This is a genomic window from Saccharothrix longispora (genome assembly GCF_031455225.1).
Taxonomy (GTDB): Bacteria; Actinomycetota; Actinomycetes; order Mycobacteriales; family Pseudonocardiaceae; genus Actinosynnema; species Actinosynnema longispora.
Window position 1 is genome coordinate 5,010,961 of sequence record NZ_JAVDSG010000001.1, and the last position, 23,892, is coordinate 5,034,852.

At 73.2% G+C, this 23,892-nt stretch carries 21 protein-coding genes; 11 read left to right on the top strand and 10 right to left on the bottom strand.

Annotation, left to right across the window (positions count from 1 at the left end; all coding sequences use genetic code 11):
* Window positions 1-21 precede the first annotated feature (21 nt).
* The 5 genes from J2S66_RS20510 to J2S66_RS20530 all read left to right on the top strand — a co-directional run bounded on the left by J2S66_RS20510 (window position 22) and on the right by J2S66_RS20530 (window position 5,703).
* Window positions 22-324, top strand: a complete 303-nt coding sequence (locus J2S66_RS20510; RefSeq protein WP_310308804.1) for a type VII secretion target — start codon at window positions 22-24, stop codon at window positions 322-324.
* 20 nt (window positions 325-344) lie between these two features.
* The gene (locus J2S66_RS20515) at window positions 345-4,052 is read left to right on the top strand and encodes a DUF8616 domain-containing protein (protein WP_310308806.1); all 3,708 of its coding nucleotides are present in this window, start codon (window positions 345-347) and stop codon (window positions 4,050-4,052) included.
* Entirely contained in the window at window positions 4,042-4,389 is a 348-nt protein-coding gene (locus tag J2S66_RS20520) for a toxin-antitoxin system YwqK family antitoxin (RefSeq protein WP_310308808.1), read from the top strand. Before J2S66_RS20515 ends, J2S66_RS20520 begins: the two co-directional genes overlap by 11 nt.
* Window positions 4,390-4,453: 64 nt before the next feature.
* Window positions 4,454-4,810: a toxin-antitoxin system YwqK family antitoxin gene (locus J2S66_RS20525; protein ID WP_310308809.1), complete on the top strand. Its 357-nt coding sequence runs from the start codon at window positions 4,454-4,456 to the stop codon at window positions 4,808-4,810.
* 80 nt (window positions 4,811-4,890) lie between these two features.
* The gene (locus J2S66_RS20530) at window positions 4,891-5,703 is read left to right on the top strand and encodes a hypothetical protein (protein ID WP_310308810.1); all 813 of its coding nucleotides are present in this window, start codon (window positions 4,891-4,893) and stop codon (window positions 5,701-5,703) included.
* Here the strand turns inward: J2S66_RS20530 and J2S66_RS20535 are convergent.
* On the bottom strand, window positions 5,690-6,859 hold the full coding sequence (locus J2S66_RS20535) for a glycosyltransferase 87 family protein (RefSeq protein ID WP_310308811.1): 1,170 nt from the start codon (window positions 6,857-6,859) through the stop codon (window positions 5,690-5,692). The two genes, J2S66_RS20530 and J2S66_RS20535, sit on opposite strands and share 14 nt — an antisense overlap.
* 180 nt (window positions 6,860-7,039) lie before the next feature.
* Here J2S66_RS20535 and J2S66_RS20540 point away from each other — a divergent pair, with 180 nt between their 5' ends.
* On the top strand, window positions 7,040-7,624 hold the full coding sequence (locus J2S66_RS20540; RefSeq protein WP_310308812.1) for a DNA-binding protein: 585 nt from the start codon (window positions 7,040-7,042) through the stop codon (window positions 7,622-7,624).
* A 67-nt stretch (window positions 7,625-7,691) separates the two neighbouring features.
* The gene (locus J2S66_RS20545) at window positions 7,692-8,348 is read left to right on the top strand and encodes an RES family NAD+ phosphorylase (protein WP_310308813.1); all 657 of its coding nucleotides are present in this window, start codon (window positions 7,692-7,694) and stop codon (window positions 8,346-8,348) included.
* Window positions 8,349-8,369: 21 nt separating this feature from the next.
* Here the strand turns inward: J2S66_RS20545 and J2S66_RS20550 are convergent, their stop codons facing one another.
* The 5 genes from J2S66_RS20550 to J2S66_RS20570 form a co-directional block, all read right to left on the bottom strand.
* Window positions 8,370-8,936 carry a GNAT family N-acetyltransferase gene (locus tag J2S66_RS20550; protein WP_310308815.1) on the bottom strand — a complete coding sequence of 189 codons (567 nt, stop codon included), beginning with the start codon at window positions 8,934-8,936 and terminating at the stop codon, window positions 8,370-8,372.
* A gap of 44 nt (window positions 8,937-8,980) precedes the next feature.
* Complete coding sequence (locus J2S66_RS20555) at window positions 8,981-9,562, bottom strand: hypothetical protein (RefSeq protein ID WP_310314940.1); 582 nt, start codon at window positions 9,560-9,562, stop codon at window positions 8,981-8,983.
* A 70-nt stretch (window positions 9,563-9,632) separates the two neighbouring features.
* Window positions 9,633-10,319 (bottom strand): Crp/Fnr family transcriptional regulator, encoded by a 687-nt coding sequence (locus J2S66_RS20560; RefSeq protein ID WP_310308816.1) that lies wholly within the window; start codon window positions 10,317-10,319, stop codon window positions 9,633-9,635.
* 71 nt (window positions 10,320-10,390) lie between these two features.
* Window positions 10,391-12,307: a S9 family peptidase gene (locus tag J2S66_RS20565; protein WP_310308817.1), complete on the bottom strand. Its 1,917-nt coding sequence runs from the start codon at window positions 12,305-12,307 to the stop codon at window positions 10,391-10,393.
* 86 nt (window positions 12,308-12,393) lie between these two features.
* Window positions 12,394-13,428 (bottom strand): TerC family protein, encoded by a 1,035-nt coding sequence (locus J2S66_RS20570; RefSeq protein ID WP_310308818.1) that lies wholly within the window; start codon window positions 13,426-13,428, stop codon window positions 12,394-12,396.
* A gap of 295 nt (window positions 13,429-13,723) precedes the next feature.
* On the opposite strand from J2S66_RS20570, the gene J2S66_RS20575 reads away from it, so the two are divergent.
* A complete protein-coding gene (locus J2S66_RS20575) occupies window positions 13,724-16,585 on the top strand; it encodes an alpha/beta fold hydrolase (protein WP_310308820.1) in 2,862 nt (953 codons plus the stop codon).
* Complete coding sequence (locus J2S66_RS20580; protein WP_310308821.1) at window positions 16,582-17,508, top strand: ABC transporter permease; 927 nt, start codon at window positions 16,582-16,584, stop codon at window positions 17,506-17,508. The genes J2S66_RS20575 and J2S66_RS20580 overlap by 4 nt, the downstream gene beginning before the upstream one ends.
* Before the next feature lie 55 nt (window positions 17,509-17,563).
* Here the strand turns inward: J2S66_RS20580 and J2S66_RS20585 are convergent, their stop codons facing one another.
* Genes J2S66_RS20585 through J2S66_RS20595 form a run of 3 tightly spaced genes read right to left on the bottom strand, consistent with a single transcriptional unit; the run spans window position 17,564 to window position 21,429 of the window.
* Entirely contained in the window at window positions 17,564-17,920 is a 357-nt protein-coding gene (locus tag J2S66_RS20585) for an MmcQ/YjbR family DNA-binding protein (RefSeq protein ID WP_310308822.1), read from the bottom strand.
* Window positions 17,921-17,963: 43 nt separating this feature from the next.
* A complete protein-coding gene (gene uvrB, locus J2S66_RS20590) occupies window positions 17,964-20,120 on the bottom strand; it encodes an excinuclease ABC subunit UvrB (protein WP_310308823.1) in 2,157 nt (718 codons plus the stop codon).
* Window positions 20,121-20,175: 55 nt separating this feature from the next.
* The gene (locus tag J2S66_RS20595; RefSeq protein WP_310308825.1) at window positions 20,176-21,429 is read right to left on the bottom strand and encodes a DUF5685 family protein; all 1,254 of its coding nucleotides are present in this window, start codon (window positions 21,427-21,429) and stop codon (window positions 20,176-20,178) included.
* A gap of 106 nt (window positions 21,430-21,535) precedes the next feature.
* On the opposite strand from J2S66_RS20595, the gene J2S66_RS20600 reads away from it, so the two are divergent.
* Both J2S66_RS20600 and J2S66_RS20605 read left to right on the top strand, forming a co-directional pair.
* Entirely contained in the window at window positions 21,536-22,048 is a 513-nt protein-coding gene (locus J2S66_RS20600) for a ribonuclease FAU-1 family protein (RefSeq protein ID WP_310314943.1), read from the top strand.
* Window positions 22,049-22,184: 136 nt separating this feature from the next.
* Window positions 22,185-22,703: a ribonuclease FAU-1 family protein gene (locus tag J2S66_RS20605; RefSeq protein ID WP_310308826.1), complete on the top strand. Its 519-nt coding sequence runs from the start codon at window positions 22,185-22,187 to the stop codon at window positions 22,701-22,703.
* Here the strand turns inward: J2S66_RS20605 and coaE are convergent.
* Window positions 22,700-23,869, bottom strand: coding sequence for a dephospho-CoA kinase (gene coaE, locus J2S66_RS20610; RefSeq protein WP_310308828.1), 1,170 nt, complete (start codon window positions 23,867-23,869; stop codon window positions 22,700-22,702). The genes J2S66_RS20605 and coaE overlap by 4 nt on opposite strands.
* Window positions 23,870-23,892 lie beyond the last annotated feature (23 nt).

Here is a 23,892-nt window from a genome sequence, read left to right on the forward strand (position 1 = left end):
CACGGTTCAAGGGGGTGGGCAATGGCCGGTTTCGAGATCGTCGCGGACAACCTCGACGCGCACGGCAAGCAGTTGACCGACCTGGGCACGCGCCTCCAGGGCGCGGTGGACGCCGCCAGGGCGGTGAGCATGCCGACGGACGCCTACGGCATCATCTGCCAGCCGTTCCGGATGATGCTGGACCCCGTCGAGCAGTGGGGCCTGGACGCTCTCCAGGGCGCGGTCGGGGCCATGGAGGCCGCCGGCGAGTCCGTGCGGGACACCGTGGCCCAGTACCGCGAGATGGAGGACGCCATCCGCGACGGCTTCGGGTCGGCGGGCTGATGGCCGGCGAGAACCCGTTGGTGGCACAGGCGCCGGCGGAGCCGGGGGGCTTCGTCAACGCCGGCACCGGTGACAACGGCTGGGCGACCGGGATCTCCATCGCCGAGTCGGCGATGGACACGTTCAACGGCGTCAAGGGCGGCGACTGGGTCGGGGCCGGCCTCGGCATGGTCGGGTTGGCCGCGGACGCCGCCGCCATGGCGATCGACCCGTTCGGGACGTTGATGTCGTCGGCGGCGGCGTTCCTGATGGAGCACGTCCAGCCGCTCAAGGACATGCTGGACTGGCTGGCCGGGAACCCCCCGGTGATCGAGTCGTACTCCACGACCTGGACCAACGTCGCCACCGAGCTCGGGGCGATCGCCGAGGACTACGCGTCGGCGGTGTCCACGGGCCTGGCCGGGTGGACGGGCGCGGCGGCGGAGGCGTACGCGGAGAACTCGAAGGTCCACGGTGACGCGCTGTCCGGCGCGGCGTCGGCCGCGGGAACCGTGGGCACGGTCGTGGGCATGATGGGCATGGTCGTGGCGTTCGTGCGCGAAGTGGTGCGCGACCTGATCGCCGACCTGGTGGGGAAGCTGATCGCGTGGGTGCTGGAGGCGGCGTTCACGCTGGGGTTCGGGACGCCGGTGATCGTGGCGCAGGCGGTGACCGCGATCTCGCGGTGGGCCGCGAAGATCGCGAAGATCGTCCAGGACCTGCTGGACGCGATCAAGAGGGTCTCGCCGCTGCTGAAGCGCCTGGTCGAGATCTTCGAGAAGATCATGAAGGTGGTCGGCAAGCTCGCCGGCAAGGCGACCGGCCTGGACGTGCTGGACCCGAAGAACATCAAGCGGGGCGGGTTCCTGCAGACCGGCCGCACGGACGTCGACACGCCGAACGGCACACCGGGCGGCACACCCGGCAGCACCTCGGACGGCGCACCGGGCGGCACCCCGGGCGGCGGTGACCTCGGCACGGGTCGTGACGGCGGGACCTCCGACCCCGGCACCCCGACCAGCCGCCCCGGCGACACCACCACGACCTCCGGCACCCCCACGGCCACCGACGCCCCCAGGCCGGGCCGCGACCCCGACGGGCCCCCGTCCGCACCACGCCCGGGGCGCACCCCGGACGGCCCCGACAACGACCTGCCGCGCGGCGGCGCCCCCGTGCCGGGCACTCCCGGCCCCGGCAACCCGCGTGGCGGCACCATGCCCCTGGGCGAGCACCGAGGCGGTCCGGGCAGCCAGTACCCGCCCGGTGGCGGCACTCCCGGCGGCGGCACTCCCGGCAGCACGCCACTCGGCGAGCACCGGGGCGGTCCGGGCGGTCAGCCCGCACCGGGCACCCACACCCCTGCGGGCAACACCCCGGGCGGGTACCACAACGGCGGAACACCGGGCGGTGCCTCCCCGAGCGGCGGAGCACCGACCGGCGGAGCACCGAGCGCCCCCGCGCCTTCGCGCTACGACCACACCTCGACCTCGACCGCCGCGACGCCCGAGGCGCCCCCGCGCCACAACCAGCCCACCACCCCCGGCAACCACCCCAATCCGCCCGGCGGCGCGGGCGGCGGCATGCCCGGCAACGGCATGCCCGGCGGGGCGCCGGGCGGTGCTCCCGGTGGGGGCAACCCCGGTGGCGCTCCCGGTGGTGGCGCGCCGGGCGGTGGCGCGCGCCCCGGCAGCGGTGGCGGCTGGACTGGAACCCCCGGCGGTCGAGGTGACCTGGCCTCGGGTGTCCCCGCGGCACGCGGCCCCGAAGTCCCTCGACCTTCGTCGCTCGGCCCCAGCCACGCGGGCCCCGGTCACACAGGCCCGAGTCACACCGGCCCGAGTCACGTGGCCCCCAGCCACAACGGCCCCGGTTACCACAGCCCCGGCCCCACAGGTCCGGGCAGCACCGGTCCGGGCAACTTCGGCCCCGGCCACGCCAATCCCGGCCACAGCAGGCCGGGAGGCACGGGGCCGACCCACCCCGGTCCCGGCACTCCGCCGCACGGCCGGCCCGGTGGCGGCGCCGGACCGACCCCGCCGGCAGCCGGCCACCACGGCCCGCCCGTGCGACCCGACGCGCCCCACGCCCCCGATGGCGCGCGCCCCCGCGCGGCGGAGCCGTGGACCCCGCCGCGCCGCGATCCCGACCCCACGCCCGGCACCGGCCGCCACCACGACGGCGCCGACCCCGGCCGATCCGGTGGTCGAGCGGACAACGACCACCCCAACACGGACCGGCCCGACGGCAACCGATCCGACACCGACCGCCCGGACGGCAATCGGGCCGACAGCGACAGGGCCGACAGCGACAGGGCCGACAGCGACAGGGCCGACAGCGACCGCCCCGGCAGCGATCAGCCGAGCATCGACGAGGCCCACGCCCGCCACGGCGAGACCACCCCGGCCGGCATCAGCCACCACCGGGGCGACTCCGACATGGGCGACCTGCCCCACCGCGTCCCGCCCGACCCCCACCGCTTCACCGCCGACGTTCACATCACCCCCGATGGACGCGCCCGCATCGGCAACCACACCTACACCCCCGAGCAGTACGGCGACCTCCTGCGCCGCAACGGCTGGGACGGCCGCACCCCCATCCGCCTCATCGGCTGCGACGCCGGTACCAACGACTTCGCCGACCGCCTCTCCCGCCACACCGGCGCCGACGTCCTCGCCCCCACCAAACCCGCCTGGACCGACGCCGGCGGACGCGTCTACACCAGCGACGCCGACATCGGCCCCGACGGCAACCGCCACCCCCGCATCCCGCCCAACGGCGAGTGGCAGACCCACCACCCCGACGGCACGCGGACCCCGGCGGGCGGCGACGGCTACGCGCCCGGCACCCACAACGCCGATAAGGCCGACCACACCGACGCCGGCGACGCCCGCGACCGCGCGGCCGAGGGCGGTCCCCATGAGCGCGACCCGCGCTTCGAGCACCACCCCGACGACCCGCCGCCGGACCCGAGGAAGCCCCGGGAACTGGAAACCCTCGACCCCGCCCGGTGCGAGACGGAGAACGGCCTGATCACCCACTACGACGGTCAGCCGATCGACGAGTACCAGCGGGCCGTCCTCACGGACCGGGCGAAGCTCATCCAGTCCAGGATCGAGGACCGGTCACTCATGCCGGAGGACATCCGGAACGAGATGAACCGCAACCCGGAGAAGTGGGCGGGCAAGAACGTCGTCTGCGTGTCCGTCTCCGTCGACCACCGGACCGGCAAGGTCTACGAGTCCATCAACGGCGCCGCGACCGACCTGATCCCGGACGACGACCTGAACCCCGTGCTCCGCGATCGCCAGGAGGCCATGCGCGGGAACCCCCAACCCGACGGCTCACGCCCCGGCTACACCCAGCCGGACCGCCACCCCGATCGACTCGGGCAGCCCGCTCGCGACGGCAGCGGCAACGAGATCCGCACCGAGTGGCCGCAGAACGACGCGCCCACCCGGCACGCCGAGGTCAAGAACGTGAACCAGATGCTGAACGACCGCAACCTGCCGCCCGACATCACGCCGGAGCAGTTGGACGAGGTGCTCGGGGAATTGCGGGTGGACAACGCGTTCACGCCGCCGGGTCGGGGGCCGAACGCGTCCGGGGAGTTCCCCGACATCGCCAAGTGCTGCCCGAACTGCACGAGGATGATCGACGGCGTGCGCAGCGGGACGGAGCGCGCGACACACGCGGTGGGCGACCCCGAGCGGCGGATCATCCCCCCGGAGGAGAGGCACTATGCGAGTTGAGGCCGACGAGGTCGAGGAGGACGAGGGCGTCGTCTTCCACCAGGGCGTGCCGTTCACGGGCGAGGTGGTCGAGTCCCGGCCCGACGGGACCGTCCTCACGTTGTACACCTACCTCAACGGCGTCGAGGACGGGCCGTACCGGGAGTGGTTCGACCGGGAGCGTCCCTATAAGGAAGGGGAGATGCGCTACGGCGTCCCGGTCGGTCGTCACCGGCGGTGGCACGCGGACGGCCGGCTCGCGGCCGACCTCCTGTTCGGCGAGGGGGGCGACCAGCTCGAACGACGCGAGTGGGACGAGCGGGGCAACCTCGTCACCGAGTGGGTGAAGCAGCGCTGACCGCCGACCGCGGAGCGTTCTCCGGGACCGGTGCGGGGAACCCGGCAGCGGGGAGCCCCGTGCCGTGACGGTTGTGCGCGTGGACGGGTCGGACACGTACGTGGACGACGCGCAGCGGGTCTGCCACGACGGCGAGCCGTTCACCGGCGTGGTCGAGCACCGCGACGAGCACGGGCGCCTGGTGGAGTCGAACAGCTTCTTCGCGGGCGTCAGCAGCGGCCTCCAGGAGGAGCACCACCCCGGTGGGCGACTCAGGTCACGGGGGTGGACCCACCTGGGAGTCGCCGTCGGCGAGTGGTACGAGTGGCACCCCGACGGCACGCTCGCCGCGCACCGCACGTTCTCCGCCAACGGCTGGCCGCTGCACGTCAAGGAGTGGGACGAGCGGGGCGAACTGGTCCGGGACGAGCAGTTGGGCTGACCCGACCGGACCCCGGCGGTGTGTCGTGGCCGTTAAGATCAGCACACCGTGTCGGGGGGAGCCGAAAGGGTGTTCGTCGCATGAGCCAGCCAGCCACACCGCTGTCCGAGGAGGAGCAGAGCAGGCTCGTCAAGCAGATCGGCCGTGCCATGCTGCCGGCGCTCCCCCAGGGGTGGCAGCGCATCCGCGCCGAGTACCGGGCGGCGGGCAGGCACGTCGAGGTCGACCTGGCGTTCACCGGGCCGGACGGGCAGTGGCGGCCGGTGCGCCCCCCGCTGGACGTGGTCCAGCTGTTCGGGCAGCTGCGGGCGGGCATGCACCAGCCGGACCGGGGCACGTGGCTGAGCGCGGTGTACGAGATCGAGGCTCCCGCCGCGTTCGCCGTGGACTTCAACGCCGAGGACGAGCCGCGCTGGCGCAACCCGCCGCCGGTCATCGGCTTCCAGGACGAGCTGCGCGCGTTCCCCCGGCACGACGACCGCATCCCGGACTGGCTGCGGCAGCGGGTGGGCCTGCCGCCCCGGCGGCAGGAGCTGCGCACCGCGCACGTGTACGACGGGCGCGACGAGGCGGGCCGCCCGGTGGTGAACCGGCAGGCGATCGACCGGCAGCTGGGCGAGGCCCTGCTGACCTACCTGGAGGCCGCGCCGGTGGTGCTGGCCGCGCGGAACCTCGACGTGGACGAGTTCGTGCCGGCCGAGGTGGACGTGCCGCTGAACTTCCGCACCGACGGCACCTGGGTGTGGGCCGGCGCGGTGCCGCACTACCTGCGCAAGCACGGCCTGCCGCCGGAGCCGGAGCTGGTGGCGCACATCGTGGCGCGCGGCTTCCGGCTGGGCGAGGTGGACGAGGCGACCCGGGAACGCGCGGTCGCGCTGATCACGGGGTCGTGACCGCCGCGGGGCGGGGGCGCAGCGCCAGCACGACGAGCGCGGCCAGGCCCGCCCAGACGTAGGCGTTGCCGATGACCTGCTGCCACCAGGTCCAGGTCTGCTCCAGCTTGTCCTCGTACGGCATGTACCACTGGGGCGCGAGCCAGAAGAGGAGCGCGACGGCGGCGGCCCACGGCCAGGACCGGTGCAGCAGGTAGACGATGCCGGGCACGACCCACACCCAGTGGTGCGTCCACGACACGGGCGAGACGAGCAGGCCGCCCACGGCGACCGCGAGGAACGCGCCGACCCGGTCCTGCCCGGACCGCGCCACGGCGACCCACACCAGTGCGACGGCGGCTAGGCACAGCAGTCCCCACACGGCGGTCTCGGCGGTGCCGGTGAGCCCCCACCGGTTGACCAGGCCGCGCAGCGACTGGTTGGCCACGTAGTCGAGGCCGCCGACTCGGCCGGGGTCGAGCAGCGCGCCGAACCAGTACTGCTTGCTGTCGGTCGGCGCGACGGCGAACCCGACGAGGCCGAACGCGATGAACGAGGCGACCGCCGTGACGACGGGCTTGATCTGCCGGCGCGGCAGGAAGAACAGCACGAACACCATCGGCGTGAGCTTGACGGCGGCGGCCAGGCCGATGAGCAGCCCCCGCGGCCAGGGGGTCTTGGGCAGCAGGCAGTCCAGCGCGGCGAGGCCGAGCAGCACGAGGTTGATCTGCCCGAAGTCGAGCGTCGCGGTGACGGGTTCGAGCAGCAGCGACCCGAGGGCCACGCCGAGGCCGACGAGCAGGGCGCGCTGCGTGCGCCCGTAGGCGTGCTCGGCGGTGACCAGGCAGACGCCGGTGAGCAGCGCGAGGCCGACGCCGGTCCAGATCAGCACGGCGGCCGACCACGGCACCAGGGCGAGCGGGCTGAACAGGAACGCGGCCAGCGGCGGGTAGGTGAACGGGAACGGCGGGCCGTCCAGGGGCTTCGGGAACCCGTCGGCGTACAGCCGCACGTCCTCCAGCCACGCCTCGCCGCCCGTGCGGTAGACGCGCAGGTCGAGCAGGCCGATGTCACCGCCGGAGCGGTGCAGGACGACGACGAGCGCGGTCACGACCGCCCCCGCCCACAGGGCCGCCACCCCGGCCACCCGCTTGTCCACGCGCACCGGTACCACCACCGGACCACCCCCGACCTCTCATCCGGCGGCATCGTATCCAGCGGCCGGGTGAGTCCCAGGTCACCGTGCCCCACCTCGGTTGTTTACGTAGTGTTGTGCATTGTGTGCGCACAGTTCCCGGCTTCGGACATTCGAGCTACATGGCCGCACAAAAGCGCACGCACGGGATACCCTGTGCGCATGAGTCCAGCGCTTGAGGCGGTGTTGGCCAGGGCAGGTCTCCAGGTCACCCCCGACGAGTTCCTGTCCCTCGTCGCCGACGCCGCCAAGAGGCTCGCCCCTCCGCACCCGGACCCGGGTGGCTACTTCTCCCCCGACCAGCGCGAGGCGCTGGTGGAGGTGGGCCTCGACCTCGGCCCGCACCGCCCCTCCGACGACCAGGGGCGCGCGCGGACGGTGGTGGCGCACGCGGTGCTGCGCGACTCGGCGCTGACCGTGGCCGACGCGGCCCGCCAACTGGGCGTGGACACGAGCCGCATCCGGCACCGGCTCGGCGTGGGCCGCCTCGTCGGCTGGAAGGACCGGGGCAGCTGGCGGCTGCCCGCGTGGCAGTTCGCCGGCGACGGCGTGCTCCCGGGCCTGGAGGCCGTGCTGGCCGCCGTGCCCGCCGACCAACCCGCCCTGGTGGTGGCCGGGTTCATGACGACCGAGCAGGAGGACCTGTCGGTCGACGGCGAGCCGACCTCGCCCCGCGAGTGGTTGTTGGCCGGCGGTGACCCCCGCCGCGTGACCGCGCTCGCCGCACAGCTCGGCACCCCCGCCTGAACGGCGCCCCGGCGGGACCACGCGTCCCGCGCTCCCCCTCCCCCCGTCCCCGAGACCCTGGACGCGCATGTCACGGCTTCCCCAGCCGCCAGCTCCCGCAGTGCTCCAGGCGAGCCTCCGCCGCACCGAGGACGTCGTGGCCGTTCACCGGGCGACCCGCCTGGTGCGCATCTTCGCCGCCAAGGGCCTGCACCCGCAGCGCTGGAACAGCTTCCGCTACACCGGGCCGCTGGCGCACGCCCGCTTCGACACCCACCCCCCGTCCGCGGACGGGGCGCCCGCGCACGCCCAGGACCAGGGGGTGCTGTACTTCGGGCTGACCGTGCGCACGTCGGTGGCCGAGGTGTTCCAGGCGACGTCGGTGGTGGACCGGCGCACCCGCAGCCCGTTCCTGGTGGTGATGCGGCCGCGGCGGACGCTGCGGTTGCTCGACCTGGTCGGGCTGTGGCCCACCCGGGTGGGCGCCTCGCAGGAGATCAGCTCCGGGCCCAAGCACATGACCCAGCAGTGGGCGCGGGCCATCCGCGCGGCCTACCCCGAGCTGGACGGGCTGTGGTACCGGTCGTCCATGGACTCGGGTGCCCCGGCGGTGTGCCTGTGGGACCCGCCCGGGGCGACCGGCCTGCCCGTCTCGCCCGACGTGCTGCTGCCGCTGGAGCACCCCGGGCTGGACCTGCCGCTGGGCCGGGTGTGCGACGAGCTGAACTACACGCTGCTCGGCTGACGGGCGGTCAGGCCCCGCCGGTCACAGGTTGCGGGCCTGGCGGGCGCGGCGGCGCGGCGCCGACAGGAACCGGCCGTACCTGACCTCGGGCAGCTCCTGGTCGCCCAGCTCGTAGCGGTGGACCAGCCCGTCGTGGCGCCACCCGTGCGCCTCGTAGAACGCCCGGGTCCGCGAGTTGTCCTGGAACACCCACAGGACCGCGTACCGGAACCCCTGGTCGAGCAGGTGGCGCACACCCGCCTCGTGCACCTCGTGGCCCGCGCCCGTGCCGCGGAAGCGGGGGTCGGCGTAGATCGCCACCAGCTCACCGGTGTGCAGGTCGGGGTGGGCGTCGGTGGTCTCGCGCACCGCGTCCACCGCGCAGTAGGCCCCGATCCGCCCGGTGTCCTCCTCGACCGCGACGAACACGCGGCTGGGTTCGGGCAGCCGCAGCACCCGCGCCCACGCCGGGAGCCTGCTCTCCGGGAGCATCCGGTCGAGCACCGGGTCGTCCACGATCCCCCGGTACGAGTGCTGCCAGGCGTCCACGTTGATCCTGGCGATCTCGGGCGCGTCGTCGGGCCGTCCGGCCCGCACGGTCCACTGCATCGGGAGAGCGTGCCGCAACCGGCTCGCCGTCCGCTAGCTTTCGGTCAACCGCGCACCGGGGCGACGGTGCACAGGTAACCGGAGTACCAGGTGCTCTTGACCCGGAACCTGGTCGGCCGGAACCGGGTGGGGTCCAGGTCGTGGAACCGGGTGCGCACCACGTCGGCGAACAGGCGGTCGGAGATCACCAGCACGAGGTCGTCGTCGGACCTCGCCAACTCCCCGCGCACCACCTTCGCGTCCAGCAGCCGGCAGGTGACGATCGGGGCGTCGCCCACCAGCCCGAACGCGCCCGCCGTGAGCGGGCCGCAGTGCATCGCCAGGCGCATCCGCAGCGGGGTCCCCGCGGCTCTCAGGTCGGCCAGGGCGCGCGCCAGCTGCTCGGTGAAGCGGGCGACCACCCACGCGGCGTCGGCGTCGGCGGGCAGCACGGCCAGTTCGCCGTCGCCCCGCACCTGCCGGTACCACAGGTCGCGGTCCAACCCGGCGTTGCGGGCGGCCGCGTCCAGCACGTCGCTCAGCCGCGCCTGCACCAGGGACTGGTCCAGGGCGTCGAGCTTGCTGTACCCCTCCACGTCGACGGCCACCACGAGTCGGTAGACCAGTCCGTGCAACGGGGTCACCATTTCCAGCGTCACCCCGCGAGCATCCCCCGGCCGGCCCCCCGGAAGTAGGGCTATCACCGGGTTTCCCGTTTCACACGAGTTCGCCGATCTCGCGCAGCTTGGCGCGGTCGACGATCGTCACCGACCGGTACCCCACGGTGATCGCCTCGCGGTCGCGCAGCGTCCGGAACTCCCGCCGCGCGGTGTCCTCCTCCACGCCGACCAGCGACCCGATCTCGCCCTGGGTGAGGCCGAGTTCGAGCGCGACGCCGCCGGCCGACTTCCGGCCGTAGGCGTCGGCGAGGTACACCAGGACGCGGGCCAGCCGCGCGGACGCGGGGTAGCCGTTGAAGTCGGTGCGCCGCTGCTCGCCCCACCGCATGGTGCGCACGATGGTCCGGTCCAGGGCGAAGTGCGCGGCCGGGTGGTCGGTGAGGAACCGGGTGAAGGTGGCGGCGGGCACGACCCGCACCCGGCTGTCGACGCACGCGGTCACGGTCGCCGAGCGCGGTTCACCGGTGATCAGCGCCATCTCGCCGATCAGGTCGCCACCCACCTTGATGTTGAGCAGCGCGACCCGGCCGTTCTCCAGGGTGACGGTGGCCTTCACCAGCCCCTGCTCGATCAGCACGACGTGGTCGGAGAGGTCGCCCTCCCGCATCAGCGCCTCGCCGCGCCGGCAGAGCCGGGACACGCCCAGGTCGAGCAGCGCGCCCCGGGCGGCGTCCGGCAGCGTCTCCAGGTAGGTCCCGGTGGGTCGGGGCAAGGGGTTCGCCATGTGGTTCGACCTCCTCCACGAGGCACCAGTCTGCCGCCCGCGGGGTACCGGGACCCGGGATTTCGCCCGGTTCAGCGCAGGTGGCGGCCCCACCAGGCGAGGACGTGCCCGAACCGCTGCTCGCGGTGGCGCGGCTTGCCCGAGCGGGTCAGCTCGTGGCCCTCGCCGGGGAACAGCAGCATCTCGGCCTCGACGCCGTTGCGGCGCAGCGCCACGTACAGGCGCTGGGCCTGCTCCAACGGGCAGCGCCAGTCGTGCTCGGAGTGCACCACCATGAACGGCGTGGAGATCTTCTCGGCGTAGGTCAGCGGGCTCATCGCGCGCTGCTTCTCCAGGCCCGGCCCGCAGTAGGCGTCGGTGAAGAACCAGCCGATGTCGGAGGAGCCGGCGAACGAGTCCCACGCGTTGACCGCGCGCTCGCTCCACGCCGCCCGGAACCGCTCGCCGTGGTGCGCGGCCAGCCACGAGGTCATGAAGCCGCCGTAGGAGCCGCCCATCACGCCGACCCGGTCGGCGTCCAGCTCGGGCCGCTCCAGCGCGGCGTCGAGCACGGCGAGGACGTCGTCGACGTCGACCGTGCCGAACGCGCCGACCACGGCCTGGCCGTGCGCCTGGCCGTACCCGGCGGACCCGCGCGGGTTGGGCAGCACGACCGCGTAGCCGGCCGCCGCGTACACCTGGGCCTCGTCGTAGAAGCCCCAGCCGTGGTACATGAACGGGCCGCCGTGCACGGTGAGCACGACGGGGTGCGGCCCCTCGCCCTCGGGCAGGACGAGCCAGCCGTGCACCGGGTAGCCGTCCGGCGCGGTGCCGGTCAGCTCGACGGCGGGCCGCAGCGGGACGGTCGAGCCGAGGGCGGTGAGCACCTCGCCGCCGACCCGCACGACCTCGCCGGTGTTGTCCGGGGTGGAGACGACGGCCACGACGACGTCGCCGTCGGCGGCGAAGGACTTGACCTCGGCGCGCTCGCCGGCGAGCGGTTCGAGGTCGTCGAGCACGGCGCCCGCGGCGTCGAGCGGCACGCGCCGCAGTTCCACGGCACCCCGGTTGCGCACGGCCACGAGCACGCCGTCGCCGGTCACCACGGCGGGGCCGGCGGCCTTCTCGCAGTCCACGGTCTCGGTGTCGGTGAGCCGCACCGCCTCGCCGCCCGCCTCGCCGTCGAAGCGCCACAGGCCGAGGTTGCGGGCGACGCTGTGCCCGCCGGGGAACTCGGTGCCGTAGAACAGGACTCCGCCGCCGGGCAGCGCCACCGGGCACGCGGCCTGCCCCTGGGAGGCGACCAGCAGCGTCGGCTCGCCGCCCGCGGCGGGCACCGAGTACAGGTCGCTGTACATGGTCTCGGCGCGGCCGAGGTCGCGGTCGGCGACGAACACGACCGAGTCGCCGTCGGCGCTCCAGGTCGGGTCGGCCACCGGGAACGCGCCGTCGGTCAGCTCGACCGGCGAGGCGTCGGGGTCGAGCGCGTCGACGGTGAACAGCCGGGTGTGCCGGTCGGCGGTGAAGCCGACGTCGTCGATGCGGTAGTCGAGCCGGGTGATGTGGCGGGGCGCCTCGGCGTCCGGGGTCGGGGCGTCGTCGCCGTCGGCGAGCGGGGTGCCGTAGCGGCCGGCTTCGGGGACCCGCGCGGTGAACGCGAGCCGGCGGGAGTCGGGCGCCCACACCGGCGCGCCCGCGCCCAGCGGCAGGTCGGTCAGCGCACGCGCGTCGCCGCCGTCGGCGGGCATGACGTGCAGCTGCGGCGGCGTGCCCCGCCGTGCGACGCGCAGGAACGCGACCCAGCGCCCGTCCGGGGAGATCCGGGGGGCCAGGTCGCGTTCCGCCCACGTCCAGCGCCGCGCCCCGGAACCGTCCAGGGGCACGCGGTGCAGCCCGCCCCGGTACGTGTTCGCGGCGACGTCCGGGGTGGCGACGTTCACCAGGACGAGGTCCCCCCGCACCGACACGGAGCCGGGGAGGGTCAGCTGCTGCAAGTCATCGGGGCGCACGCCCCAGCACGTTACCGGACGGTTTATTAGCAAGGCTTACGAGTTATTGACGCTCACAGAACGTCACGCGGACCGTCACCCGGCGGTCACTCGGAGCGGTCCTCGACCCGGACGTCGGCGGGCTTGTCGGCGGCCGCGTGCAGCGCCGCCTCGGGGTGGCGCTTGACCTTGATCAGGCTCGCGACGGTGGTGATGGCGAGGACACCCACGATCACCGACAGCGACAACTCGATACCGATGGTCGGCACGTGCAGCGGCTCACCGCCGTTGAGGAACGACAGCGAGTTGGTGTGCAGCGCCTCCAGGATCAGCTTCACGCCGATGAAGCCGAGGATCACCGACAGGCCGATCGACAGGTAGACCAGCTTGTTGAGCAGGCCGCCGAGCAGGAAGTACAGCTGGCGCAGACCCATGAGCGCGAACGCGTTGGCCGAGAAGACCAGGAACGGCTCCTTGGTGAGGCCGAAGATCGCCGGGATCGAGTCGAGCGCGAACAGCAGGTCCGTGGTGCCGATGGCCACGATGACGATGAACATCGGCGTGACGAAGCGCCTGCCGTCGATCTTCACGAACGAGTCGCCGCCGTGGTACCGGTCGGTGACCGGGTAGACCTTGCGCACGATCCGCGTGGCGACGTTCTCCTTGTACTCCTCTTCCTCGTCGTCGTGGCCGGCGAACGCCAGCTTGTAGCCGGTGTAGATGAGGAACGCGCCGAACAGGTAGAACACCCAGCTGAACTGGGCGATGACGGCCGCGCCGACGGCGATGAAGATGCCGCGCATGACCAGCGCCATCAGGATGCCGATCAGCAGCACCTTGTGCTGGTGGATCGCGGGCACCTTGAAGGTGGTCATGATGATCAGGAAGATGAAGAGGTTGTCGACGCTCAGCGAGTACTCGGTGATGTACCCGGCGAAGAACTCGCCCGCGTACGTGCCGCCGGAGAAGTACCAGATGCCGAGGCCGAAGGCGACCGCGACGCCGACGTAGAAGATCACCCACCGACCGGCCTCGCCGATCGTGACCTCGTGCGGTTTGCGATCGACGATGAAGAGGTCGACGGCGAGCAGGACGACCAAGCCGGCGATCGTGGCGAACCACAGCCACAGGGGAACAGACATCGAGAAACCCTCCGGTACACCGCGCGCACGCCAATGACCGGAGGTCTCCTCCGCCGACCGGACGAACGCACCGGTCGACCGGTGGCACCGGGAGCCCCACGCCGGGCTCCGTGCTGACGACACCACCGCGTTAGGGAGTACTCCCCTCCACCTGCGCACAGTCTCACGCATGACCGCCGGTCCGCGCCACTCGGGGTGATCAGGGGCACGCGTTTCGTCGTTTTCGGGTGATTCGCTGAGAGCGGCGCGCCCCGGTCACACGCCGTTCTCAGCCGTGCGCGCATAAGGTCGTGCCGTGGCCTCCCTCAACCGCCTCCGCGGCAGGTGGTCGCTCCCCGCGCTGGTCCTCGTCATAGCCCTGGTGGGCGCTGTCGTGGTCTGGACGCGCGGTGGCGACGAACCCGCCCCGGTGAGCACCCGCGACGCGGTGATCGACGTGCCGGAAAGCCCGGACAGCGACGGCACCGTCCAGATCGACACCACCCTGTACCTGCCCGAACGCACCCCCGCCCCCGCGGTCCTGCTCCCGCACGGCTTCGGCGGCAGCAAGCAGAGCGTCGCCGCCCAGGCGACCGAGCTGGCGCAGCGCGGCTTCGTCGTGCTGGCCTACTCGGCCCGCGGCTTCGGTCGCAGCACCGGGCAGATCGCGCTGAACTCGGTGGACCACGAGGTCCGCGACGCGCAGAAGCTGCTCGACTGGCTGGCCACCCGCGAAGAGGTCGTGCGCGACGGCGGCGGCGACCCCCGCGTCGGCGTCACCGGCGGCTCCTACGGAGGCGCGCTGGCCCTGTCGCTGGCCGGCGTCGACCCCCGCGTGGACACCATCGCGCCGGTCATCACCTACAACGACCTGACCCAGGCGCTGCTGCCGAACTCGGCCCGACCGGACGCGGTCGACGCCTCCACGCCCTCGCCCGGCGCGTTCGCCGACAACGGCGTGTTCAAGCGGTCGTGGGCGGGCATCTTCTTCTCCGCCGGCCTGTCCGGCGCGGACGCCGCCAACCCCGGTCAGGAAGCCGTCGAACCGGGCCAGGAGGACGACGACCAGAACGTGGCGGGCGCCGCCGCGGCGGCCACCCAGCCGGCGCCGCCCCAGCAGGGCGACGGCCGGCCCGCAGGTCCCGTCGCCGGGGCGTGCGGCCGGTTCCAGGCCGACGTGTGCGCCGCGTACACCGAGGTCGCGACCACCGGCAAGGCCGGTCCGCAGACGCTGGAGGTGCTGCGCCGCGCGTCCCCCGCGGCGGTGACCGGCAGGATCACCCAGCCGACGCTGATCGTGCAGGGCGAGCAGGACACCCTCTTCGGCCTCGACCAGGCCGACGCCAACGCCCGCCAGATCGCCGCCAACGGCGCGAAGGTGAAGGTCGTCTGGTACTCCGGCGGCCACGACGGCGGCTCCCCCGGCCCCGAGCTGCGCGGGCAGATCGCCGACTGGCTCGACTTCCACCTGCGCGGCCAGGGCGCCGACCCCGGCACCGGCTTCGAGTACACGGTGGCGGGCGCGTTCCGCAGCAGCGGCGCGCCCGCGCTGCGCACCGTCGTCGCCCCGGCCTACCCGGGCCTGGCGGGCTCCCCGCCGGTGTCGCGCACCGACGTGGCGCTGAGCGGGCGCGAGCAGGTCGTGATCAACCCGGCGGGCGGCAACCCGGCCGCCGTGTCCAGCCTGCCCGGCCTCGGGTCGATCCTGTCGCGGTCCAGCTCGCTGTCCGCGCGGCTCTCGCTCGACCTGCCCGGCCAGTCCGCCGTGTTCCAGAGCGAGCCGCAGACCTCGCAGACCCTGCTGACCGGCGCGTCGACCGTGCGACTGCGGGTCGCCGCGGTGCCCGGCCAGCCGGTGCCCGCCGACGGCGCCGTGCTGTTCGTGAAGCTCTACGACGCGGACGCCAACGGCGTGCGCACGCTGCCCGGCTCGGCCGTGGCGCCCGTGCGGGTCGCGAACCTGCCCGCCGACGGCACGCCGGTCGACGTGACCGTGACCCTGCCCGGCGCGGTGCGGCCGGTCGAGAGCGACCACCGCTTCCAGGTCGTCGTGTCCACCACGGACCAGGCCTACGCCAACGCCGGCGAACCCGCCGCGTACCGCGTGTCACTGGCCTCCCCTGTGCTGTCGGTGCCGGTGGTGGCGGGTGTGAACGCGACCAGCGACGTGCCGACCACCGCCCTGTGGGGCATCGCGATCGTGCTGATCGCGTGCGTGATCGCCGCCGTGGTCGCCTGGTTCCGGCGCAGGCTGTCCGCCGACGTCGACCCGTCGCTCGAATCGGTGCCGCTCGTCATCGAGGGCCTGACCAAGTCCTACCCCGGCGGGCTGACCGCGGTGAAGGACCTGTCGTTCCGGGTGGAGCACGGCCAGGTGCTCGGCCTGCTCGGCCCCAACGGCGCGGGCAAGACCACCACGCTGCGGATGCTGATGGGCCTGATCCGGCCCAGCGAGGGCGGCATCCGGGTGTTCGGGCACAAGGTGCACCCCGGCGCGCCGGTGCTGTCGCGCATCGGGTCGTTCGTCGAGGGCTCCGGCTTCCTGCCGCACCTGTCCGGCGCGGAGAACCTGCGGCTGTACTGGGCGGCCACCGGCCGGCCGGCGGAGCAGGCGCACGTCGAGGAGGCCCTGGAGATCGCGGGCCTGGGCAACGCCGTGAACCGGCGCGTGCGGACCTACAGCCAGGGCATGCGGCAGCGCCTCGCCATCGCGCAGGCCATGCTCGGGCTGCCGGACCTGCTGGTGCTCGACGAGCCGGCCAACGGGCTCGACCCGCCCCAGATCCACCAGATGCGCGAGGTCCTGCGCCGCTACGCGGCGGCGGGGCGCACCGTGCTGGTGTCCTCGCACCTGCTCGCCGAGGTCGAGCAGACGTGCTCCCACGTCGTGGTGATGCACAAGGGGTCGCTGGTCGCGGCCGGTCCGGTCGAGGAGATCGCGACGGGCGGCGGCGAGGCCAGCTTCCGGGTCGACCGACCCGACGAGGCGGCCGACGTGCTGCGCGGGCTGTCCGGCGTGCACGACGTGAGCGTGGACGGCGAGCAGGTCCACGCCAGCCTCAACGGCACGCCCCGCGCGTCCGCGCTGGAGGCGCTCGTGGCGGCGGGCGTCGCGGTGGACCAGGCCGGTCCGCGGCGACGACTGGAAGACGCGTTCCTGGAACTGGTGGGCGAATGAGCACCAACGGCGTGCACACCGACCCGGCGGCGATCGCCGACCTGACGAACGCGGCGGCGGCGGAGCACTCCTCCGTCGCCCCGGACGGCTCGAAGGTCGGCTACCGGGCGAGCCGGACCCTGCCGCTGCGGGTCGAGCTGGCCCGGCAGCTGCGCAGGCGGCGGACCCAGCTCGTGCTGGGGTTCCTCGTCCTGCTGCCGGTCATCCTGGTGGTGGCGTTCGAGATCGGCGAGGCGCAGGCCAACCGGCGTTCCGGCGGGTTCGTCGACCTGGCCACGGCCAGCGGCGTGAACTTCGTGATCCTGACGCTGTTCGTGTCCGGCAGCTTCCTGCTGCCGATGATCGTGGCGTTGTTCTTCGGCGACACGATCGCGTCCGAGGCGTCGTGGTCGTCGCTGAAGTACCTGCTGGCGGCGCCCATCCCGCGGCACCGGCTGCTGCGGCAGAAGGCGATCGCGTCGGGTCTGCTGTCCCTGTTCGCGCTCGTCCTGCTGCCGCTGGTGGCGCTGGGCGTCGGCGTGGTCTGGTACGGGGCGGGCGAGCTGGTCTCGCCGACGGGTGAGGCGGCGCCGTTCGCGGACGGCGTCCTCGGCCTGGCGCTGGCGGTCGTCTACATCGCGATCCACCTGTTCTGGGTGGCCGGGCTGGCGCTGTACCTGTCGGTGTCCACCGACGCGCCGCTGGGCGCGGTCGGCGGCGCGGTGCTGGCGTCGATCCTGTCGCAGATCCTCGACCAGATCACCGCCTTGGAGGACCTGCGGAACTACCTGCCGACGCACTACGCGCTGGCGTGGGTCGACCTGCTGTCCACCGACGTCGACTGGTCGCAGATGGCGATGGGGACGTTCTCGGCGCTCGGCTTCGGGGCGTTCTTCACCCTGCTGGCGGCGCGCAGGTTCGCCACCAAGGACATCACCAGCTGACGTCCCGCCACGTGCGGAGGGGGCGTCGGGGGTTCTCCCCGGCGCCCCCTCCTCGTCACGGCCCGCTCTTCGGCAGCCTGCTCTTCGGCAGCTTGGCGACGACGGCGTCGTAGGACCCGTCGAGCAGCTCCAGCAGGTCGTCGTCCGGCACCGCGCCGGTGAGGTCGACGCGGTTCCAGCCGTAGCGGCCCACGTAGGCGCTCACCGCGATGTCACCGGGGTACCGCTCCCGCCACGCCGCCGCGTCCTCGGCGTCCGCGCCGCACTTGACGCCCACCGTGTGCTCGACGAGCCCGATGAAGGCGAACGCCTTGCCGCCCACCTTGCACACCAGCTCCGACTCGCCCCACGGGTAGGTCTCCTCGGCACCCGGCTTGGCGAGGCAGTGGGCGATGACGTCGTCGAGCGTCACGGCGGTTCCTCCGCGGTCGTCGGGTCGCGGCAGCGGGCCCGCGCTACTTGACGCCGGCCGCGTCCATGCCGCGCAGCTCCTTCTTCAGGTCCTGGATCTCGTCGCGCAACCGGCCCGCCAGCTCGAACTTCAGCTCGCGCGCCGCCGCCATCATCTGGTCCGTCAGGCTCTGCACCAGGTCGGCCAGCTCGGACCTCGCCATGGTCGACGGGTCGCGGTCGGCCAGGAGGCCGGAGCTGCGGCCCGAGGCACCCGGGTCGCCGGTCGGCTTCTTGCCGCGCGAGGCGTTGCGGCCGGAGCCGCCCGGCTCGATGGCGTCCTCGGCCTCGGAGTAGACCTGTTCGAGGATGTCGGTGATCTTCTTGCGCAGCGGCTGGGGGTCGAGGCCCCGCTCCTCGTTGTACGCGATCTGCTTGACCCGCCTGCGGTTGGTCTCGTCGATCGCGTGCTGCATCGAGTCGGTGACGCGGTCCGCGTACATGTGGACCTCGCCGGAGACGTTGCGGGCGGCGCGGCCGATCGTCTGGATCAGGCTGGTGCCCGAGCGGAGGAAGCCCTCCTTGTCCGCGTCGAGGATCGCGACCAGGGAGACCTCGGGAAGGTCCAGGCCCTCGCGGAGCAGGTTGATGCCGATCAGGACGTCGTACTCGCCCAGGCGCAGCTGGCGGAGCAGCTCCACGCGGCGGAGCGTGTCGATGTCCGAGTGCAGGTAGCGGACCCGGATGCCCAGCTCCAGCAGGTAGTCCGTGAGGTCCTCGGCCATCTTCTTGGTCAGGGTGGTGACCAGGACGCGCTCGTCGCGCTCGGCGCGGGCGCGGATCTCGTGGACCAGGTCGTCGATCTGCCCCTCGGTCGGCTTCACCACGATCTTCGGGTCGACGAGGCCGGTGGGGCGGATGACCTGCTCGACGAACTCGCCGCCGGCCTGGCCCATCTCGTACGGCCCGGGGGTGGCCGACAGGTAGACGGTCTGACCGATGCGGTCGGCGAACTCCTCCCACGTGAGCGGGCGGTTGTCGAGCGCGCTGGGCAGCCGGAAGCCGTGCTCGACGAGGTTGCGCTTGCGGGACGCGTCGCCCTCGTACATGCCGCCGATCTGCGGCACGGTCACGTGCGACTCGTCGATGACCAGCAGGAAGTCGTCCGGGAAGTAGTCGATCAGCGTGGCGGGGGCGGTGCCGGCGGCGCGGTCGTCGATGTGGCGCGAGTAGTTCTCGATGCCGTTGCAGAAGCCGACCTGGCGCATCATCTCGACGTCGTAGGCGGTGCGCATGCGCAGCCGCTGCGCCTCCAGCAGCTTGCCCTGGCGCTCCAGCTCGGCGAGCCGCTCGGCCAGCTCCAGCTCGATGTTCCGGATCGCCTTCTCCATGCGCTCCGGCCCGGCGACGTAGTGGGTCGCCGGGAAGATCCGCAGCTCGTCGACCTCCTTGACCACGTCACCGGTCAACGGGTGCAGGTAGTACAGCTTGTCGATCTCGTCACCGAAGAACTCGACGCGGATCGCCAGCTCCTCGTACGCCGGGATGATCTCCACCGTGTCGCCGCGCACGCGGAACGTGCCGCGGTTGAACGCGAGGTCGTTGCGCGAGTACTGGATGTCCACCAGGGCGCGCAGCAGCAGGTCGCGCTCGATCTCGCCGCCGACCTCCAGCTGGATCGACCGGTCGAGGTAGGACTGGGGCGTGCCGAGGCCGTAGATGCACGACACCGAGGCGACCACGATCACGTCGCGCCTGGTCAGCAGGCTCATGGTGGCCGAGTGGCGCAGCCGTTCCACGTCCTCGTTGACCGACGAGTCCTTCTCGATGTAGGTGTCGGTCTGCGGGATGTACGCCTCGGGCTGGTAGTAGTCGTAGTAGCTGACGAAGTACTCCACCGCGTTGTCGGGGAAGTACTCCTTCAGCTCGTTGGCCAGCTGCGCGGCCAGCGTCTTGTTCGGCGCCATCACGAGCGTGGGCCGCTGCACCTTCTCCACGAGCCACGCCGTGGTGGCGGACTTGCCGGTGCCCGTCGCGCCGAGCAGCACGACGTCCTTCTCCCCGCCCCGGATGCGCCGCTCCAGCTCCGCGATCGCCGCCGGCTGGTCACCGGCGGGCTGGTAGTCGCTGACCACGCGGAACTTCCCGTCGGTGCGCGGGATGTCGCCGACGGGGCGGTGCGCCGAGTGCGCCTTGACCGGGATCTCGGTAGGGAATGCCACGGTGACGAAGGTACGCCCCGGGTACGACAGTTTCGCGTCGTACCTGGTGGACGGGCTAGCAGCTGCAGTCGCAGCAGGTGCAGCAGCCGTCGCAGCCCGAGCAGTCGCAGTTGCACCACGCCTCCCGCCACTTGCCGCTCCACGCGCCCGGGTAGGGGTCGCGGCAGCAGTACTGGCACGTCCCGCACTGGTAGAGCACGGCCAGGCAGCCGGTGAAGAGGCCGCGGGAGACGGGTGGCTGCCGCAGCTTCGGCCAGGCCCACAGGCCGCTGCCCGAGCCGGCCGGGTCGTCGCCGCGCTTGCGCCGGCCGCCCTTCGGCGGGGTCGGCGGACCGCCGCGACCGGGCGCCGAGGCGGGCGGCACCGGGGGCGGGGGCGCCACGCCGCCCTGGTGGTACGGGTCGTACGTGCCGGGGCCGGGCCGCCACCCGGGCGGCGGGGTGTGGCCGGGCGCGTGGACGTGGGGTTCGCCGAACGCGCGCCTGATCGACTCGCGCACCTCGTGCACCAGCAGCACGTGGACGAGCCGGTCGTCGGCGAACTCCACCTCGGCCATGGCGAGCCCGATGCCCAGGGCCGCGTCCTCGCACAGCCGGCGCGCCTCCTCCAGGGACGTCCCGGTCGCGACCAGCGGGTTCCACGCGCCGGACGAGCGGTCCTCGGCCAGGTCCTCGACGGCGTCGAGCAGGTGCGCCAGCCGGCCGAAGAGGCGGCCGACCTCGCGCAGCGGCACCGCGTTCCCGGGCCTGCCGGTCAGCACGGCGGTCTGCGCGACGGCCTCGCCCGCGGCGGTCTCGGTCGGTTCGGTCACCGCGAGCACGGACGTCCCGGTGGCCACCGCCGCCTCGACCGACGACTGCCGGGCGACCGCGTCCACCAGCACGGCGGTGTCGAAGCCCAGGTCGTGGCCGGTGGTGGCGGCCTGCGCGGCCCACCGGCGGGCGACCTGCCTGCCCACGCCGCGGGCGCCGGGGCGCCCGAAGACGCCGTCGCCGTCCGCGACGTGGTCGCCGACCTTGGCGGAGGCGAGCACGAGGGACACCGACGCGGCCAGCCGGGCGCCCGCGCCCGTCGCGACGTCCGCCGACCGCATCCCGCGCAGCGCGCACGGCCCCGCGGGCCTGCGCGAACGCCCCGACTGGGCCTCCACGAGGGCGGAGATGACGAGGCCGTCGTAGTTGGTGACCACGCGCGCGAGGTGGCCGTGGTCGTCGCGCAGCGCGAGGCAGAGGCCGCACAGGTGCGCCAACCACGACTCGCGCAGGTCGGGTGCCAGGCGGTTGCGGCAGGGGCGGATGATGCCGAACATGGCGGAAGAGTAAGCGATCATCCTACTTTCGGGTGACAAAAGTGAGTGTTCAGCGGGTTCCGGTGCTTAGGGTCGCGCTGTGACGACGAGCTCCGCCGGGACGCGCATGCACATCCACCCGCCGAAGATCGAGTACTTCGACCTGGACGCCAAGAGCAACACGGACCCCAAGGGCCACCTCCGGGGCGTCGAGGAGTACCGGCTGACCCCGCACGGCCTGTACATGTTCCGGCCGGTGCCGGGCCACCCGCACCTGTCGCACTTCGAGTCGTGGCTGCTGCCGTCCCAGGGCCTGCGGGTGACCAGGCAGTCGTGGCACCCCGGCCACGAGCGCGACTACGACCTGTACATCGACCTCGTGGAGATCAGCACCGGCGGCTCGGTGTGGAAGACCGTCGACCTGTACCTGGACATCCTCGTGCGCACGGGGCGCGGCGTGACCGTGCTGGACACCGACGAGCTGCTCGGCGCCCTCGACCAGGGCCTCCTCGGGCCGGAGCGGGCCCGGTGGGCGCTGGAGAACACCTACCGCGCGGTGGCCGGGATCGCCGCGCACGGGCACGACGCCGTGCGCTGGCTGGCCTCACTGGGGATGATCACGACGTGGCGTCGCCGGTAATACAGACAGTCACACTCGCAGGTCAACCATCCCCTGAGTCTGTCACCGGATAGAGACCACCCTTACCACAGACCGTGATATAACGAATCGACCCGCACAGTTACCCGGCGCACATCTGCGGCTACCCTCGGGTCGCGTGGGAGCGGTCATCACACCTCAGCTGGTCGACGTCGTCGACACCGTCAGCGCTGTTCGGAGCTACTCCAGCGGCGGCGCGCGGCGCTTGTCCACCTGCCGGGTGGAGCACTGGGGCCTGCGCCTGGAGTGCCCCACCCCGGAGGACCCGTTCTCCGATTCGGAGGTCACCTGGTTGATGCCCGAACTGGGGCTCCGGTTGACCCACCACAAGCCGCGGTCCCGGCACGCGCGCAGCGGGCCGAGCGTGCTGTCCGCCGTGCGGGTGCAGCGCGACAGCCGCCACTGGCGCACCACGGACCTCCTGCTCGGCCTGGCCGTGCCGGGCGGCACGACGGCCCGCATCGTGCGCTCCGAGGAGTTCGCCGCCGCCGTCGCCGGTCGCGTGTTGAACGCCGACGACGCCGACCAGGCCCTGCGGATCGTGCACCGCACCCTGGAAGAGGTGAGCCTGCACCGCCACGACCTCGGAACGTGGCTCACCCATCGGGGCATCTTCGACACCTGGCCGTCGCTCTAGCCCTCCTGCGACGCGAAGAACGCGTCGACGCGGGCCGCGGCGGCCGACATCCACGGCTCCTTCGACTCGCCGTAGGCGAACCCGTCCGCGTCGCCCCGGTGCCGCTCCGCCAGTTCCAGCTTCACCGCCGCGTACTCGTCCCGCGCCGCCGCGTCGGCCCGCAGCCAGTCGCGGAACCGCACCGCCCACTCCCACGCGGGGCCGCCCTCCACGCGAACGTGCAGGTTGACCCGCCGTCCGGGGTCCGCGCCCGCGTGCAGCCGCTTGTGCCACAGCTCCGGCGCGTCCCCGGCCCGCTTCACCGCGTCCTCGCGGAGGCCCAGTCCGGGGAACCCGGCCCGCGCCAGCGCGTCCTCCAGCCCGGCGGCCTCCTCCAGCGACGCCACGCCCAGCTGGAAGTCCAGCACGTCCTTCGCGGCCAGCCCCGGCACGGCCGTCGACCCGATGTGCTCGACCCGCCTGCCGTCCGCCGCCAGGGCGATCCGCGCCGCGACCCGTCGGGCCTGCTCGGGCCACGTGGCGTCGTAGGGCACGACGACCGGCGGGCCGGGGGCGTACCGGCGCAGCCGCACGTTCGACTCGTAGCGCACCAGCCGGTCCGCCCACAGCTCGTCGACGCGCGCGAGCACCAGGTCGGGCGTGCCGGAGTTGTCCAGCCACACGTCCGCCACCGCGCGGCGCCGCTCGTCGTCGGCCTGGGCCGCGATGCGCCGCCGGGCGTCCTCCTCGGGCATGCCGCGCCCCCGGAGGCGCACCACGCGCTCCTCGACGTCGGCGTGCACGATGAGCACGAGGTGGTAGAGCGGGGCCATGCCGTTCTCCACGAGCAGCGGCACGTCGTGCACGACGATCGCGTCCTCGGGCGCGGCGGCGATCAGCTCGGCCGTGCGGGCGGCGATCCTCGGGTGCGTGATGCCGTTGAGGGTGGCCCGCGCGGCGTCGTCGCTGAACACCCGTGCCGCCAGCGCCGCCCGGTCGAGAGCGCCGTCCCGCACGACGTCCTCGCCGAACGCCTCGACGATCTCGCGCAGGCCGTCCGTGCCGGGTTCGACGACCTCGCGGGCCAGCCGGTCGGCGTCGATCACCACCGCGCCGTGCTCGGCGAGCCTGCCCGCCACCGTCGACTTGCCCGACCCGATTCCCCCGGAGAGGCCCACGCGCAACATGGGGTCAGCCTGCCACGGCCGCG